Source organism: Streptomyces sp. NPDC053673, from assembly GCF_055585225.1.
In genome coordinates, this window is sequence record NZ_JBVJKN010000001.1 from 137,671 (window position 1) to 152,473 (window position 14,803).

Annotated in this window: 10 protein-coding genes; 4 read left to right on the forward strand and 6 right to left on the reverse strand. The window is 70.9% G+C overall.

Going from position 1 to position 14,803, the window contains the following annotated elements; genetic code table 11:
• Positions 1 to 5 precede the first annotated feature (5 nt).
• The 3 genes from ccrA to ACZ6ZQ_RS00680 all read right to left on the reverse strand — a co-directional run bounded on the left by ccrA (position 6) and on the right by ACZ6ZQ_RS00680 (position 4,523).
• Positions 6 to 1,343, reverse strand: coding sequence for a crotonyl-CoA carboxylase/reductase (gene ccrA / locus ACZ6ZQ_RS00670; RefSeq protein WP_469766359.1), 1,338 nt, complete (start codon positions 1,341 to 1,343; stop codon positions 6 to 8).
• 476 nt (positions 1,344 to 1,819) lie between these two features.
• Positions 1,820 to 2,638 (reverse strand): TetR family transcriptional regulator, encoded by an 819-nt coding sequence (locus tag ACZ6ZQ_RS00675; protein ID WP_469766360.1) that lies wholly within the window; start codon positions 2,636 to 2,638, stop codon positions 1,820 to 1,822.
• 103 nt (positions 2,639 to 2,741) lie between these two features.
• Positions 2,742 to 4,523 carry a 3-hydroxyacyl-CoA dehydrogenase family protein gene (locus ACZ6ZQ_RS00680; RefSeq protein ID WP_469766361.1) on the reverse strand — a complete coding sequence of 594 codons (1,782 nt, stop codon included), beginning with the start codon at positions 4,521 to 4,523 and terminating at the stop codon, positions 2,742 to 2,744.
• Positions 4,524 to 4,836: 313 nt separating this feature from the next.
• Here ACZ6ZQ_RS00680 and ACZ6ZQ_RS00685 point away from each other — a divergent pair, with 313 nt between their 5' ends.
• Positions 4,837 to 5,412, forward strand: a complete 576-nt coding sequence (locus ACZ6ZQ_RS00685) for a HEAT repeat domain-containing protein (protein WP_469766362.1) — start codon at positions 4,837 to 4,839, stop codon at positions 5,410 to 5,412.
• Here ACZ6ZQ_RS00685 and ACZ6ZQ_RS00690 read toward each other — a convergent pair.
• The 3 genes from ACZ6ZQ_RS00690 to ACZ6ZQ_RS00700 all read right to left on the reverse strand — a co-directional run bounded on the left by ACZ6ZQ_RS00690 (position 5,361) and on the right by ACZ6ZQ_RS00700 (position 8,894).
• A complete protein-coding gene (locus ACZ6ZQ_RS00690; RefSeq protein WP_469766363.1) occupies positions 5,361 to 6,041 on the reverse strand; it encodes a GNAT family N-acetyltransferase in 681 nt (226 codons plus the stop codon). The genes ACZ6ZQ_RS00685 and ACZ6ZQ_RS00690 overlap by 52 nt on opposite strands.
• Before the next feature lie 54 nt (positions 6,042 to 6,095).
• Entirely contained in the window at positions 6,096 to 7,688 is a 1,593-nt protein-coding gene (locus ACZ6ZQ_RS00695; protein WP_469766364.1) for an alpha/beta hydrolase, read from the reverse strand.
• Positions 7,689 to 7,823: 135 nt separating this feature from the next.
• Complete coding sequence (locus tag ACZ6ZQ_RS00700) at positions 7,824 to 8,894, reverse strand: Rv2578c family radical SAM protein (RefSeq protein ID WP_469766365.1); 1,071 nt, start codon at positions 8,892 to 8,894, stop codon at positions 7,824 to 7,826.
• A gap of 133 nt (positions 8,895 to 9,027) precedes the next feature.
• Here ACZ6ZQ_RS00700 and ACZ6ZQ_RS00705 point away from each other — a divergent pair, with 133 nt between their 5' ends.
• From ACZ6ZQ_RS00705 to ACZ6ZQ_RS00715, 3 genes are all read left to right on the forward strand, one after another.
• Complete coding sequence (locus ACZ6ZQ_RS00705; protein ID WP_469766366.1) at positions 9,028 to 9,471, forward strand: SRPBCC family protein; 444 nt, start codon at positions 9,028 to 9,030, stop codon at positions 9,469 to 9,471.
• Between the two features lie 240 nt (positions 9,472 to 9,711).
• Positions 9,712 to 12,141 (forward strand): MFS transporter, encoded by a 2,430-nt coding sequence (locus tag ACZ6ZQ_RS00710; protein WP_469766367.1) that lies wholly within the window; start codon positions 9,712 to 9,714, stop codon positions 12,139 to 12,141.
• Between the two features lie 166 nt (positions 12,142 to 12,307).
• Entirely contained in the window at positions 12,308 to 14,782 is a 2,475-nt protein-coding gene (locus tag ACZ6ZQ_RS00715; protein ID WP_469766368.1) for an ATP-binding SpoIIE family protein phosphatase, read from the forward strand.
• The last annotated feature ends 21 nt before the right edge of the window (positions 14,783 to 14,803 follow it).

Genomic DNA, 14,803 nt, shown 5'->3' on the forward strand with positions numbered 1-14,803 from the left:
CTGACTCAGATGTTCCGGAAGCGGTTGATGGCGTCGATGTGCTTGGCGCGCATCTCCTCGTCGCGCACGCCCAGGCCCTCGCTCGGAGCGAGCGCCAGCACGCCGACCTTGCCCTGGTGCAGGTTGCGGTGCACGTCGTAGGCGGCCTGGCCGGTCTCCTCCAGGGAGTACACCCTGGAGAGAGTCGGGTGGATCTTGCCCTTGGCGATCAGGCGGTTGGCCTCCCACGCCTCGCGGTAGTTCGCGAAGTGCGAGCCGATGATGCGCTTCAGCGACATCCACAGGTAGCGGTTGTCGTACTCGTGGTTGTAGCCCGAGGTCGAGGCGCAGGTGACGATCGTGCCGCCCTTGCGGGTCACGTAGACCGAGGCGCCGAAGGTCTCGCGGCCCGGGTGCTCGAAGACGATGTCGACGTCCTCGCCGCCCGTGAGCTCGCGGATGCGCTTGCCGAAGCGCTTCCACTCCTTCGGGTCCTGGGTGTGCTCGTCCTTCCAGAACTTGTAGCCCTCGGCGTTGCGGTCGATGATCGCCTCGGCGCCCATCGCGCGGCAGATGTCCGCCTTCTGCTCGCTGGAGACGACGCAGATCGGGTTGGCGCCGCCGGCCAGCGCGAACTGGGTGGCGTACGAACCGAGTCCGCCGCTCGCGCCCCAGATCAGCACGTTGTCGCCCTGCTTCATGCCGGCGCCGTTGCGGGAGACCAGCTGGCGGTACGCGGTGGAGTTGACCAGACCCGGTGCCGCCGCCTCCTCCCAGCTCAGGTGCTTGGGCTTCGGCATCAGCTGGTTCGACTTGACGAGTGCGATCTCCGCCAGGCCGCCGAAGTTCGTCTCGAAGCCCCAGATCCGCTGCTCGGGGTCGAGCATCGTGTCGTTGTGGCCGTCGGAGCTCTCCAGCTCGACGGAGAGGCAGTGCGCGACGACCTCGTCACCGGGGTTCCAGGCGTTGACGCCGGGGCCGGTGCGCAGGACGACGCCCGCCAGGTCGGAGCCGATGACGTGGTACGGCAGGTCGTGGCGCTTGGTGAGCTCGGAGAGCTTTCCGTAGCGCTCCAGGAAGCCGAAGGTCGGGAGCGGCTCGAAGATCGAGGTCCAGACGGAGTTGTAGTTGACCGAGCTGGCCATGACCGCCACGAGCGCCTCACCCGGGCCGAGCTCGGGGACGGGCACGTCGTCGAGGTGGAGGGACTTGCGCGGGTCCTTCTCGCGCGTCGTCAGACCCGAGAACATCTCGGTCTCGTCCTTGTGCACGGTCACCGCACGGTACGACTCGGGGAGCGAGAGTGCGGCGAAGTCGGCGGACGTCGAGTCCGGCGACTGAATCGCGTCCAGGATTTCCTTCACGGTGTTGCCTCCGGCGAAGAGCGTTCGAATTCGGTGAACGCTGAGGGGAACGTCGGGGAGTGCTGCTTCGGAGGTGCCGTCGGTATCGGCGGGGGTGGTGCTGTGGCAGCGCTTTTGTGGGCGCGGGAGGTTGCCTGTGACGCAGGCGTCCGGGCGCGCGAGCCGGGAGGCTTGCGGGGACAGCCGGCGTACGACAGTTGTCTGCACGCCGGCCGCCCGGACAACATCAACGTATGGCACCCCGTGCCAACTCGCAAGACACTGGGTGCCAGAGATTTCACTCAGATGCAATCCGCGTGTCACAGATGAGCGATGATCGATCGAAAGTTCGCTGAAAAGCGACAATCGCCGGACGGGCTCAGAATGAGCTCGTCCGGCGATTGAGGAGAATCGAGGAGAGGGTCTGGGACCGGGCCCCCACGTGGCGCCGCACACATCGCGGGAAGGGGCGGGGCGGCGCGGGGAACGGCCCCGCGCTACTTCTTCCTCAGCGCCTGCTCGATCGTGCGCATGACCTCCGGCAGGGGCACGTCCGTGCGGGCCACGGCCACCAGCACCTCGCCGCTCGTGTGCACCTGCGCGGCAGGGCTCCGGTCCGCGCCGGAGCGCCCCGCGCCGATCCCCGTGCCGAACGTGTCGCGGACGATCGCGAAGGCGTGGTCGAGCTGGGCCTCCACATCGCCCTGACCGCCCGCCCGCAGCCAGCGGCGCAGTACGTGGTTGTGGGCGGTGACCACGGCGGACGCCGCCACCTCGGCGAGCAGCGGGTCGTCGTTGCCGTCGTGGTGGTCGCGCTCGTCGAAATGGCCCAGCAGATAGCGGGTGAAGAGCCGCTCGTAGCGGGCCACCGAGGCGATCTCGCGCTCGCGCAGCGTGGGCACCTCGCGGGTGAGGCGGTAGCGCTCGACGGAGACCGCCGGCGAGGCCGCGTACATCTTCATGACCTCCTTGATGCCCCGGCACACGGTGTCGAGCGGGTGCTCATGGGCCGGAGCGGCGTTCAGCACCGCCTCGGCCCGTACGAGCGTGTCGTCATGGTCGGGGAAGATGGCCTCTTCCTTGGAGCGGAAGTGCCGGAAGAACGTCCGGCGGGCTACACCGGCCGCCGCGGCGATCTCGTCGACGGTCGTCGCCTCGTACCCCTTGGTCGCGAACAGCTCCATCGCTGCCGCGGCCAGCTCTCGGCGCATCTTGAGCCGCTGAGCTGCGGCGCGACTGCCTGCGGCACTTTCCGGGGCGTCGGTCGTGGCGGAGGTACGGGCCGTCCGTCGGGGAGCGTCAGCGGGCTGGGACATGCCCTGAACGTACTGCATTTGCGCAGGAGACTGTGCCTGCGGGGGCGGGCCGCCCGCGCCGTCGAGCAACCCGCCCCACCCCGCGCCGTGCGCGCGGCCGGAATCAGCGACGGGCATATTCGCGGAAGCCGCGCCCCGTCTTGCGGCCGAGGCAGCCCGCAGCCACCAGGTGCTCGAGCAGTGGCGCGGGGGCCAGGCCCGGGTCCCGGAACTCGCGGTGCAGCACCTTCTCGATGGCCAGCGAGACATCGAGACCGACCACGTCGAGCAGCTCGAAGGGCCCCATGGGGTAGCCGCCGCCGAGCTTCATCGCGGCGTCGATGTCGTCGAGCGATGCGTAGTGCTCCTGGACCATCTTGATCGCGTTGTTGAGGTACGGGAACAGCAGCGCGTTCACGATGAAGCCGGCCCGGTCGCCGCAGTCCACCGGGTGCTTCTTGATCCGGGCGGTGACCTCGCGGACCGTCGCGTGGACATCGTCCGAGGTCAGGACCGTACGGACCACCTCGACGAGCTTCATCGCCGGGGCCGGGTTGAAGAAGTGCATCCCGATGACGTCCTGGGGCCGCGAGGTGGCGCGCGCACAGGCGACGACGGGCAGCGAGGACGTGGTGGTGGCGAGCACCGCGCCCGGCTTGCAGACCTTGTCGAGAGTGGCGAACAGCTCCTGCTTGATCTCCAGGTCCTCGGCGACGGCCTCCACCGCCAGATCGACCTCGGCGAAGGCGTCCAGCGAGCCGGCCGGGGTGATCCGGGCCAGCGTCTCGTCCCGTGCCTCGGCGGTCAGCCGGCCCTTGTCGACAGAGCGTGAAAGCGACTTGGCGATACGGGACTTGGCGGTCTCGGCCTTCTCCTGACTGCGGGCGGCGAGGACCACGTCGTAGCCGGCCTTCGCGAAGACCTCCGCGATCCCACTCGCCATCGTGCCGGAACCGGCCACGCCCACCGAGCTCACCGGGCGGGCGGCGGCGGTCTGCGCGGCCTCCAGCGGCGTCAGCGCGTCCCGCACGACCGTGCTGCTGTCCGGCGCCTCGTACGTGTAGAAGCCGCGTCCCGACTTGCGGCCGGTCAGGCCCGCCTCGCTGAGCTGCTTCAGGATGGGCGCGGGGGCGTGCAGCCGGTCACGGGACTCGGCGTACATCGCGTCGAGGACGGTACGCGCGGTGTCGATGCCGATCAGGTCGAGCAGCGCGAGCGGGCCCATCGGCAGGCCGCAGCCCAGCTTCATCGCGGCGTCGATGTCCTCGCGGGAGGCGTACTTCGCCTCGTACATCGCGGCGGCCTGGTTGAGGTAGCCGAAGAGCAGCCCGTCCGCGACGAACCCGGGCCGGTCGCCGACCGCGACGGGCTCCTTGCCCAGGTCGCGGGCGAGGGCGGTGACGGACTCGACCGCCTGCGGGGCGGTCAGCACCGAGGAGACCACCTCGACGAGCTTCATCGCCGGGGCCGGGTTGAAGAAGTGCAGGCCGAGGACGCGCTCGGGGTGCGCCGAGTCGGCGGCGAGCCGGGTCACGGACAGCGCGTTGGTGCCGGTGGCCAGGATCGCCTCCGGGCGGACGATGGCGTCGAGCGCACGGATGACCTGCTGCTTCGTCTCGTACGACTCGGGCACGACCTCGATCACGAGGTCGGCGTCGGCCGCCGCCTGCAGATCGGAGAAGGTGCGGAAGCGGGCGAGGACGTTCCGCCGCTCCTCCTCGGTGATGCGCTCGCGCTGCACGGCGCGGGCCGTGGAGGCTTCGAGGGCGGAGGCGGCGTGGCGGGCGGCGGCGTCGCTGATGTCGATACCGATCACCTCGCGGCCGGCGCGGGCGAGGACCTCGGCGATGCCGGTGCCCATGGTGCCGAGGCCGACGACGGCAATGGTGGAGAGAGGGGTGTCCATCACGGGACTCCAGGAATGAGTGACGACTGAGGGAGGGCGCGCGTGCGGAAGGGGCGCGCTGCGGTGCGTGTCGCTGTGAACCGCGGCCAAACCGCGGTGAGGAAGCGACGGACTCTGTCCCGGAGCCACGTCGTACAGAACTGCCGAACCGACAACACTCGCGGTGGCTGCGTCACCAGGCCACCGAGAGCTGCGCGGGTGTGACCCGCTCACTTGAGGTTAACTTGCGGGTAACGAGCGCGCCAGCCCTGTGCGGATGTGATCTGCGCCGCGCGCCCCGCGGACGCGGCAGCCCGGCAATAAGGTGCTTGCCATGGACGCGGATCTCGAGGACCTGGCGCTGCGCACGCAACAGGAGCTGACCGGTCCCGCCGACGAGGAACTGCACCGGCAGCTGACCGCCACAGTCGACCTCGACGCACTCGCCGCCGTGCTGACCGAGACCGAACGGCCGTTATGGGCGCGGGAGATCGCCGCGTTCCGGCTCGGCTGCGCCGGGGACGACCGGGCCTTCGAACCGCTCGTCCTGCTGCTCAACCACCGCGACGCCGAGCGTTGCGTCTCCGCCTCTTACGCCCTGACGAGGCTCCGCGACCCACGCACCGCACGCGCCGCCGCCGCGCTCGCCACCAACGAGCTGCGCGTCGCCTACGCCCTGACCCCGGTGCGGCTTCTCACCACCCTGCGGGCCCCCGAATCCACCCCGGCGCTGATCACCACACTTGGGCGGAGGCTGGCCCCGGGAGATCCGCACTGGCGGGTGGCGCTCGCCTGCGTCGAAGGTCTGGGCGCGCTCGCGGACGAGCGCGCCCGCCCGGTCCTGGAAGCGGCCCGCGCTCACCCGCGCCTGTCCGCCGCCGCCTCCGCGGCACTCAGCCGCCTGCCGTAGCGCACCTCGGGCACCGCGACGCCGCCCACCTCGAACGGCTCCTCGGCCCCGTCAGCCGCGAACCCCGCCCGCTCGTAGAAGCGGCGCGCCGCCGCGTTCTCCTTCAGCACCCACAGCAGCAGCGACGGACAGCCGTCTGCCTTGGCCCGGGAGACCAGTTCGGCCATGAGCACACGTCCCACCCCGGTCCCGATCCGCTCCGGCCGTACATAGAGCGCGTAGACCTCGCCGTCGCGGGTCGTCGCGTCCTCTTCGCGGTACGGCCCGTAGCAGCCCCAGCCGACCACCTCGCCACTCACCTCCGCGACCACATGGACCACCCCCGCGCCGGCCGCGGCGGCCAACTGCGCCCTGCGCCGCTCGGCGTCCTCCGCCTCGTCCATCCCGTCGAGATACGACCGCGGTATCAGCCCCGCGTACGCGTGCCGCCATCCGCCGACCCGGACGGCCGCGACCGCCTCGCAGTCGGCATCCGCCATGTCCCGCACCCGAACGCCCTGGCGGCCCTCGTCGGAGGCGATCCGGCCGGACGCCGCGGGGAAACGGCCCGCGCCCGTCGTCGCACGGGTGCGGCCGGTGGCGGGGAGGACGCCGTCAGGGGCGTGCACACGGGTGAGGTGCGTATTCATGTCCTCATCCTGGCGCACGCCACTGACAACGGGAGGGCCCGGCCGGGGTGCCGGTCAGTTTCTGTGACCGAGTGCCTGGTGCAGTGCGGACCCGGCCCGGGCCGCGTCCGTGGACCCGGGGCGGAGCGACGTCTTGAGCGGCTTCGGCTCCGGACCCGCCGCGCAGACGGCGTCCGCCTCACCGGCGCCTGCCCGCGGCAGCTTCCCGGTGGCCAGATAGTCCGTCAGATGGCGGTCCAGGCAGGCGTTTCCGCCCAGCGTGATCCCGTGGTTCCCGCCGCCGTCCTCGACCACCAGACGGGAGCCGTGCAGTTTGCGGTGGAGAGCGGCACCGCCCTCGAACGGGGTGGCCGCGTCCTCCGTGGCCTGGAAGATCAGCACCGGCGGCAGTGCATGGTTCGAGACGTCCGTCGGGCGCAGCGGCTCGACGGGCCAGGACGCGCACGGGGCGTTGTACCAGGCGTTGTTCCAGGTGGAGAAGCGTGCCTTGGCGTACACCGTCCAGTTGTCGCCGCGCCAGGTGGCCCAGTCCCGGGGCCAGCCGGCGTCCCGGCACTGCACCGCCGTGTAGACGGAGTAGCCGTTCTCGCCCTCCGCGTCGACCGCGCCGAAGGACCTGTACGCCTCGACCAGCCGGCGGGGGTCCTTGTCGTTCACATACGCCGCGAACGCCTCGGCGAGGTGCGGCCAGAAGCCGTTGTAGTAACCGCCCGGCAGGAAGGTGTCCTCGAGTTCGGCGGGACCGACCTTCCTGCCGCCCGGCTGCTTGCGCAGCGCGTCACGCATCGCGTACCACGCGGCCTCGACCCTCGCCGGGTCGCTGCCCAGCCGGTACGTCGCGTTGTGTTTGGCCACCCATGCGGCGAAGGCCTTGTGGCGGGCGTCGAAGCCGTAGTCCTGGCCGAGGTTGGCGTCGTACCAGACGCTGTCCGGGTTCACCACGGAATCGAGCACCGCGCGCCGCACCCGGTGCGGGAAGTACTTGGCGTACACGGCACCGAGATACGTGCCGTACGAGTATCCGAGGTAGTTGATCTGCGTGGCACCGAGGGCGTGCCGGATGAGATCCAGGTCCTTCGCCACGTTGACCGTGTGCATATGGGGCAGCACATTGCCGTACTTGGCCGTGCAGGCCTGGGCGAAGGACCGTGCCCTGGCCAGATTCGCCTCCTCGAGCTCCTGGTTCCCCGGCACCGTGTCGGGGCGTACGGGGGCGAAGTGGCCGGGTCTGCAGTTCAGCGCGGGCTTCGAGGCGCCCACACCGCGCGGGTCGAAGCCGACGACGTCGTACTGGGCGGCGACCTTCGCGGGCAGTGAGGCCGCCACGAACCCGGCCAGCTTCCGCCCGCTTCCGCCGGGACCGCCCGGGTTGACCAACAGCGGCCCCTGGAACGTCCGTGCCGTGTGCCGGACCCGCGAGAGCGCGAGCGAGATCCGCCTGCTGTGCGGATCGGTGTGATCCAGCGGCACCGCCAGCTGGGCACACTCGAGCCTCGGGTACTTCTCGGTGGCGCAGCCGGTCCACTTCAAGGCCCCGGCCTGCGATGCCGCGGGTTCGGCGGGTCCTGCGGACGCGGAGGGCACGGCGGCGACCAGTCCCGTCACCGCCGCTCCGACGGCGACCAGCACTCCTGCGCGACTGTACATATGGCCTCCCGTGATGGCGGGGGGCGCGGCCGAGTGGCAGAGCCCCGGCGGCAGCGTTCCCCGATATCCGCCCGGAAGGTCATGTTCGTACGGGATGTGACCCGTTTGGTGAGGTGGCGGGCCCGTGAACAGGCTTCAGAGGAGGGTGAGCTGAGTGGCGGCAGGCTCGGCAAGAGCGGGCTCGGCGGTCACCGGGATCCGGCGCGGTGTGCCCCGCTGGGCAGGCCCGATGCCGAACTCCGAGGCGAGCTCATGGACGTGACGGGTGATCCGCCGCTGGTACCACTTGGGCGCGTAGGCCCCCTCCGCGTAGAGCCGCTCGTAGCGGCGCACCAGATGCGGATGCTCCCGCCCGAGCCACGCCATGAACCATTCGCGCGCTCCCGGCCGCAGATGGAGGACGAGCGGGGTCACGGACGTCGCCCCGGCCGCGGCGATCGCCCGTACCGTCGCGCGCAGCTGATCCGGGTGGTCACCGAGGAACGGGATCACGGGGGCCATCAGGACCCCGCAGCCGATGCCGTGGTCGGTGAGGGTCCGTACGACGTCGAGGCGGCGCTCCGGCGAGGGGGTGCCCGGCTCGACCGTGCGCCACAGCTCGCGGTCCGTGAAGCCGACGGAGACGGAGATCCCGACCTCGGTGACCGCGGCGGCCTGTCGCAGCAGGTCCAGGTCGCGCAGGATCAGCGTGCCCTTGGTGAGGATCGAGAAGGGGTTCGCGTAGTCGCGGAGGGCGTCGATGATCCCCGGCATCAGCCGGTAGCGCCCCTCCGCCCGCTGGTAGCAGTCGACATTGGTGCCCATCGCGATGTGTGCGCCCTGCCAGCGGCGGGAGGCCAGCTGGCGGCGGAGCAGCTCGGGAGCGTTGATCTTGACGACGATCTGGCTGTCGAAGCCGAGGCCCGTGTCGAGGTCCAGATAGCTGTGGGTCTTGCGGGCGAAGCAGTACACGCATGCGTGGGTGCAGCCGCGGTACGGATTGACCGTCCACTCGAACGGCATCCGTGAGGCGCCGGGGACCCGGTTGAGTATCGAGCGGGCACGGACCTCGTGGAAGGTGATTCCGCGGAACTCCGGGGTGTCGAAGGTGCGTGTGGTCACCGCGTCGGCGCCGAAGAGCGTGATGTCCCCGGCCTCGGCGGGGCTCTCGGGGTCCGTGGCGTGCGGGGTGCTGAGGGTGTTCTCGGCGAGATTGTCCCAGCGCATGGGCGCCTCCTCGGTAGCGCTGACCACAGAATAGAACATGTGTTCCCTTGATCGCCGCAACCCCGATTTTGGGCGGCCGTGCGTGAAGTGGTTGGCTGGTCCATCCCAAGAACCGAATGCTGGAGGATGAGGCATGGCGCAGGTCGAGGCCACGACGGAGCGGATCATCGCGGCGGGCGCGGAGACCGTGTTCGACGCGCTGGCCGACTACAAGGACACCCGCGCGAAGCTCCTGCCCGGGCACTTCAGCGAGTACCAGGTGCGCGAGGGCGGCGACGGCGAGGGCACCCTCGTCCACTGGAAGCTCCAGGCCACCAGCAAGCGCGTCCGCGACTGCCTGCTGGAGGTGACCGAGCCGACCGACGGGCAGCTCGTCGAGAAGGACCGCAACTCCTCCATGGTCACCACCTGGACGGTCACGCCGGCGGGCGAGGGCCGCTCCAAGGTCGTCGTCACCACCGTCTGGAACGGTGCCGGCGGCATCGGCGGCTTCTTCGAGCGGACCTTCGCCCCCAAGGGCCTCGCGCGGATCTACGACGAGCTCCTCGCCAAACTGGCCGCCGAGGTCGAGAAGTAGTCCCGCCCTTTCGCGGCTCGCCGTAAAGGTCACCGTTTCGAGTGGTTTTCTCCGCGGCTCCGCCGCGCGCCCGGCGCGCCGGAAGCCGCGGGAAAGCTCCTGATGAGCGCCCGGAGTGCGCCCCGGTGGCCCGCTCCGCACACCGTCCGCGCCCCCGCTCCCCAGTAACGTCCCGCTTGCTCCGTCTTGGCGCGTAATGCGAAGAATGGCGCCGCGCAGCCGCGACGAGGGGAGCAGTACGTGGGCGGGATCACGCTGGTGAAGGACGGGCAGGCCGCCGGGGAGACGGCCGAAGACCGCTGGGCCCCCGAGCCGCCGGCCGCAGGATCCTCCGGCGTGGCAACGGACCTGAGTCCCCGTCGCGTACGCCTCGTCTTCTTCGGCCTGATGCTCGCGCTGCTGCTCGCCGCGCTCGAGCAGATGATCGTGGCCACCGCCCTGCCGAAGATCGTCGGCGAACTCCAGGGCCTGGACCGGATGCCCTGGGCGATCACCGCGTATCTCCTCACCGCCACCATCGGCCTGCCCGTCTACGGAAAGCTCGGCGATCTCTACGGCCGCAAGGGCATCTTCCAGTTCGCGATCGTCGTCTTCGTCATCGGCTCCGCCCTCGCCGGCTGGTCGCGCACCATGGACCAGCTCATCGCCTTCCGCGCCATCCAGGGCATCGGCGCGGGCGGCCTCATGATCGGCGTACAGGCGATCATCGCCGACATCGTCCCGGCCAGGGAGCGCGGGCGTTTCATGGGGCTGATCGGCGCCGCCTTCGGTCTCGCCTCGGTCGCGGGTCCGCTGCTCGGCGGCTTCTTCACCGACCATGTGTCCTGGCGCTGGTGCTTCTACTTCAATGTGCCGTTCGGCCTCGTCACGCTCGTCGTCGTCGCCGTCGTCCTCAAACTGCCGAAGCCGGCGGCGCGGGCGCGCTTCGACGTCCTCGGCGCGCTCTTCCTCGCGGCCGCCTCCACCTGCCTGGTGCTGCTGACCAGTTGGGGAGGCACGGAGTACGCGTGGGACTCACGCGTCATCCTCGGACTCGCCGCAGGGGCCGCCGGAACCGCCCTGCTGTTCCTGGTCGTCGAGCACTACGCGCCCGAACCGGTCATCCCTCTGCGGCTGTTCCGCGACTCTGTCTTCACCATCACCGGCCTGGTGGGGGCCGTCGTGGGTGTCGCCCTCTTCGGCGCCGCCAGCTATCTGCCCACCTTCCTGCAGATGGTCGACGGCGCCAGCGCCACCGAGTCGGGGCTGCTGATGCTCCCCATGATGGGCGGCATCGTCGTCGCCTCGGTCGTCTCCGGACAGCTCATCAGCCGCACCGGCAACTACAAGGTCTACCCGGTGCTCGGCAGTGCCGTCTCGGCCGTCGGGATGTGGCTGCTGTCCAGGCTTGAGGCCGACACCACCCGGCTCCAGTACTCCGTCTGGCAGGCGATCCTCGGCGTCGGCATCGGTCTGGTGATGCCCGTCCTCATCCTGGCCGTGCAGAACGCCGTGCCGCCCGCCGATCTCGGCACCGCCACCAGCGCGAACAACTACTTCCGGCAGATCGGCGGCAGCGTCGGTGCGGCCGTCTTCGGCACCCTCTTCGCCGACCGGCTCACCGACTCCCTCGCCGGCCGGCTCCCGGCCGGCGCCGGACTGCCCGTCCCGGAGTCCATCACTCCACAGCTCGTCCACGCGATGCCACCCGCCCTGCGCGACGGCTACATCCAGGCGTACGCGGACGCGATGCCGCGGATCTTCCTCTACCTCGTGCCGGTGCTCGTCCTCGGCCTCTTCCTCGCCTTCTTCCTCAAGGAGAAACCGCTGGTGTCCCTCAACGCCCCCGCCTCCGCCCAGCCCACCTCCGTACCGCACGCGCGCACCGCGCCACCGTCCCCCGCGCCCGCATCGCCGTACCTCGTGGGCGTACCCGTCTGCGGCACCGTCCAGCACCACGACGGCACCACCGTCCCGCGTGCCGCGCTCACCCTCATCGATGTACGCGGGCAGCAGATCGGGCGCGGCGCCAGCGGCGAGGAGGGGCGCTACGCGCTGAGCGTGCCCGGCCCCGGCTCGTACGTCCTGATCGCGGCGGCCGGCGGGCACCAGCCGCAGGCCGTGTCCGTCACCGTGGGCGAACGGCCGGTGGAACTCGACGTCGTCCTCGGCGGCGCGGGCCGGCTCGCCGGGAGCGTCGTCACCGCCGACGGCAGTCCGGTGCGCGACGCCGCGGTGACGCTGACCGACGTACGCGGAGAGGTCGTCGCCACCACCCGCAGCGGACGCGAGGGCGGCTATGTGATCGCGGAGCTGGTGGCGGGGGAGTACACCCTCGCGGCGAGCGCACCCGCGTTCCGTCCCGCCGCGCTCCCCGTGAGCGTCCAGTCGTCCCGCGAGACCCGGCAGGACATCGAACTCGCGGGCGGCGCGGTCCTGCGCGGCACCGTGCGGGCCGGCGGCGGACGGCCCGTCGAGGACGCGCGGGTGACGCTGCTCGACGCAGGGGGCAATGTCGTCGACACCCTCACCACGGGCCCCGACGGAACCTTCCGCTTCGTCGATCTGTCGTCCGGCGAGTACACCGTGATCGCGGCGGGCTATCCGCCGGTGGCAACGGTGCTGCAGGTCGCCGGCGGCGGACGCACGGAGCGCGATCTCCAACTGGGGCACGAGGACCAGGGTTCCTGACCTCCTGTCGGCGGAGTCATGCGTTCCGCGATTCCGTGCGCGGGCGCACGACCGATTCGGCCGATGCCCGGCGCACGGTGGTCGCAGGGGCCTACCGTGGAGTAAGCAGAGTCTTCAGTGGAGTGACCGCCGCAGATCCCGCGCCCGGGGAAGGAGCCTCCCACCGATGGACAGTGGTGTTCCGCCGAAGCTGCCACGGCAGTACGCAGCGGCCGGGCGGATTCCGCTCGCCGTGGTCGTCGTGGACGGCGACGGCCTCGTGTCGCACTGGTCGACCGGCGCCCGGCGGCTGTTCGGCCACGCGAAGGAGGCTGCCCTCGGCCAGCCCGTCGTCGAGCTGTTGCCGGTCACCGGCGCGCTGACCGAGGAAGGCTCGTACGAGTCGGACGACAGCTACGGCGGTCTCGGACCCGGCCTCGACGCCTCGTTGAACGGGCAGACGTCCTACCCCGCGGCGGGCCGGGCCCGGCTCACCGGCGGCGACGTGGCGGAGGCGAAGGCGCGGAAAGACCGGGTGGACGTCCTGTGGTGGTCGTATCCGCTCGTCGGCCCCGGGCCGGAAAGGCTGCTCGTCCTCGCCGCCGACGCCGCGCAGTTCGACCCCGGCGAGGACACGCCGGGAGCCGAGGAGAGCATGGAGCGGATCGCTCCGGGCTTCGCGCTGCACACCGAGTTCCCCGGCTTCGACGAACTGGCCCGGCGGCTCCCGGAGATCCTGCCGAGCATGAGCGTCCAGGAATCCACCCGCATCGTCGCGCAGGTGCTGGAACTGGGCTATCCCGTCATCGAGTTCAGCCACCACGACCGGGTGCCGGTCACCCCCGACTGGGGAGTGCCGAGGCGCGCGGAGCGGCGGGAGCGGCTGCGCGCCGCCCAGCAGGCGGTGGCCGCGGGACGCCACACGGACGAGGCGGATCAGGAGCTCGACCTCGAATACGCCGCGGTGCGGGAGCGGCTCGAATTCCTCAACGAGGTGAGCGGCCGCATCGGTTCCTCGCTCGATCTCGCCCGGACGATCCAGGAGGTCAGCGCGGCCGTGGTGCCGCGCTTCACCGATGTCGCGGGCACGTATCTGCGCGAGCAGGTCATCGCGGGCGAGGGTTTCCCGGACGGCCCGCCGGACGCCACCACCCTGTGGCACCGGGTCGCCGTCGAGCATGTCGATGCTCCGGGACGCTGGGACGATGTCGTACCCGTCGGCGAATCCATGCCGTTTCCCGTGCACACCCCCTTCTTCCAGTGCATGACCACCGGCGAGCCGGTACTGGTACCGAGGATCAGCGAGGAGATGGGCACCGCCATCGCCTCCCAGTTCGAGAAGCGCGACATCCGGCCGCTGATCAGCGGCCGGTCGATGCTGGTGGTGCCGCTCAAGGCACGCAATGTGGTGCTGGGTTTCATGATCCTGCTGCGCCACCCGGAACGCGCCATGTTCAACGACATGGACCGGGTGACCGGCGCGGAGCTCGCCGCCCGCGCGGGTCTCGTTCTCGACAACGCACGTATGTACACGTACCAGGAGACCGTCGCCGAGACCCTTCAGGATTCGATGCTGCCGCAGGTCACGCCCCGTATGGCGGGCTGCGACACGGCGACCCGCTATCTTCCGGGCACCCTGCTCGGACGCGTCGGCGGAGACTGGTTCGACTCCATCAAACTGCCCGGCTCGCGCACCGCACTGGTCGTCGGCGATGTGATGGGCCACGGCCTCAACTCGGCGGCCATGATGGGCCAGTTGCGTACGGCCGTCCAGACGATGGCGGCCCTCGACCTGCCACCGGGGCAGCTCCTGCGCAACCTCGACGATCTGGCCCAGCGGCTCGGTGAGCACTACCTCGCGACCTGTCTCTACGCCGTGTACGACCCGATCGCCGGCGAGCTGCTGCTGGCCAACGCGGGCCATGTCCCGCCCGTCCTCGTCCGCGCGGCGGACGGCCGCAGCGAGCTGCTCGGTCTGCCCACCGGGGCGCCGATCGGCGTCGGCGGGGTCCCCTTCGAGACCGTGCGCGTCCCCGTCGAGCCCGGTGACCGGCTCGTCATGTGTACGGACGGGCTGGTCGAGGTACGCGGCGAGGACATCGGCGTCGGTCTGGCGACACTCTGCGAGTCCGCGGCACACCCGGCCGCCTCCATGGACGACGCCTGCGACACCATCATCAGGGCGCTCAACACGCGTGGCGGACGCAAGGACGATGTCGCCCTGCTGATGGCGAGGCTCAACGGCATCGCGGCCGACGACGTCGCCCGGTGGCAGCTGGCGCCCGAGCCGCGCGAGGTCCCGAGGGCCCGCCGGCTGGTGCGCGAGCAACTGGCGGCCTGGGGCCTGGACGAATCGGCCGGCACACTGGAACTGCTCGTCAGCGAGCTGGTCACCAACGCCGTACGGCACACCGACAGCCGCCGGATCGAGCTGCGGCTCGTCCGCACCGACGCGCTGCTGTGCGAGGTCACGGACGAAGGGCACACCCTGCCCACGCTGCTCAGCGCCGGCCCGGACGACGAGTCCGGGCGCGGACTGCGGGTGGTGAGCGCCCTGGCGAGCGAGTGGGGGACCAGCCGGTCCGGCCACGGCACCTCGGTCTGGTGCGAGCTGCCGGTCCCGAGCGGGGCGAGGCGTGCGCGCGTGTCGAACGCCAGGTGAACGATTGCGCCGGAACCTTGT

Excerpts from the sequence above, each read along its gene's own strand:
- ACZ6ZQ_RS00675 (WP_469766360.1), bottom strand. The coding sequence starts at position 2,638 with ATGTCCCAGCCCGCTGACGCTCCCCGACGGACGGCCCGTACCTCCGCC.
- ACZ6ZQ_RS00680 (WP_469766361.1), bottom strand. The coding sequence starts at position 4,523 with ATGGACACCCCTCTCTCCACCATTGCCGTCGTCGGCCTCGGCACCATG.
- ACZ6ZQ_RS00685 (WP_469766362.1), top strand. The coding sequence starts at position 4,837 with ATGGACGCGGATCTCGAGGACCTGGCGCTGCGCACGCAACAGGAGCTG.
- ACZ6ZQ_RS00690 (WP_469766363.1), bottom strand. The coding sequence starts at position 6,041 with ATGAATACGCACCTCACCCGTGTGCACGCCCCTGACGGCGTCCTCCCC.
- ACZ6ZQ_RS00695 (WP_469766364.1), bottom strand. The coding sequence starts at position 7,688 with ATGTACAGTCGCGCAGGAGTGCTGGTCGCCGTCGGAGCGGCGGTGACG.
- ACZ6ZQ_RS00700 (WP_469766365.1), bottom strand. The coding sequence starts at position 8,894 with ATGCGCTGGGACAATCTCGCCGAGAACACCCTCAGCACCCCGCACGCC.
- ACZ6ZQ_RS00705 (WP_469766366.1), top strand. The coding sequence starts at position 9,028 with ATGGCGCAGGTCGAGGCCACGACGGAGCGGATCATCGCGGCGGGCGCG.
- ACZ6ZQ_RS00715 (WP_469766368.1), top strand. The coding sequence starts at position 12,308 with ATGGACAGTGGTGTTCCGCCGAAGCTGCCACGGCAGTACGCAGCGGCC.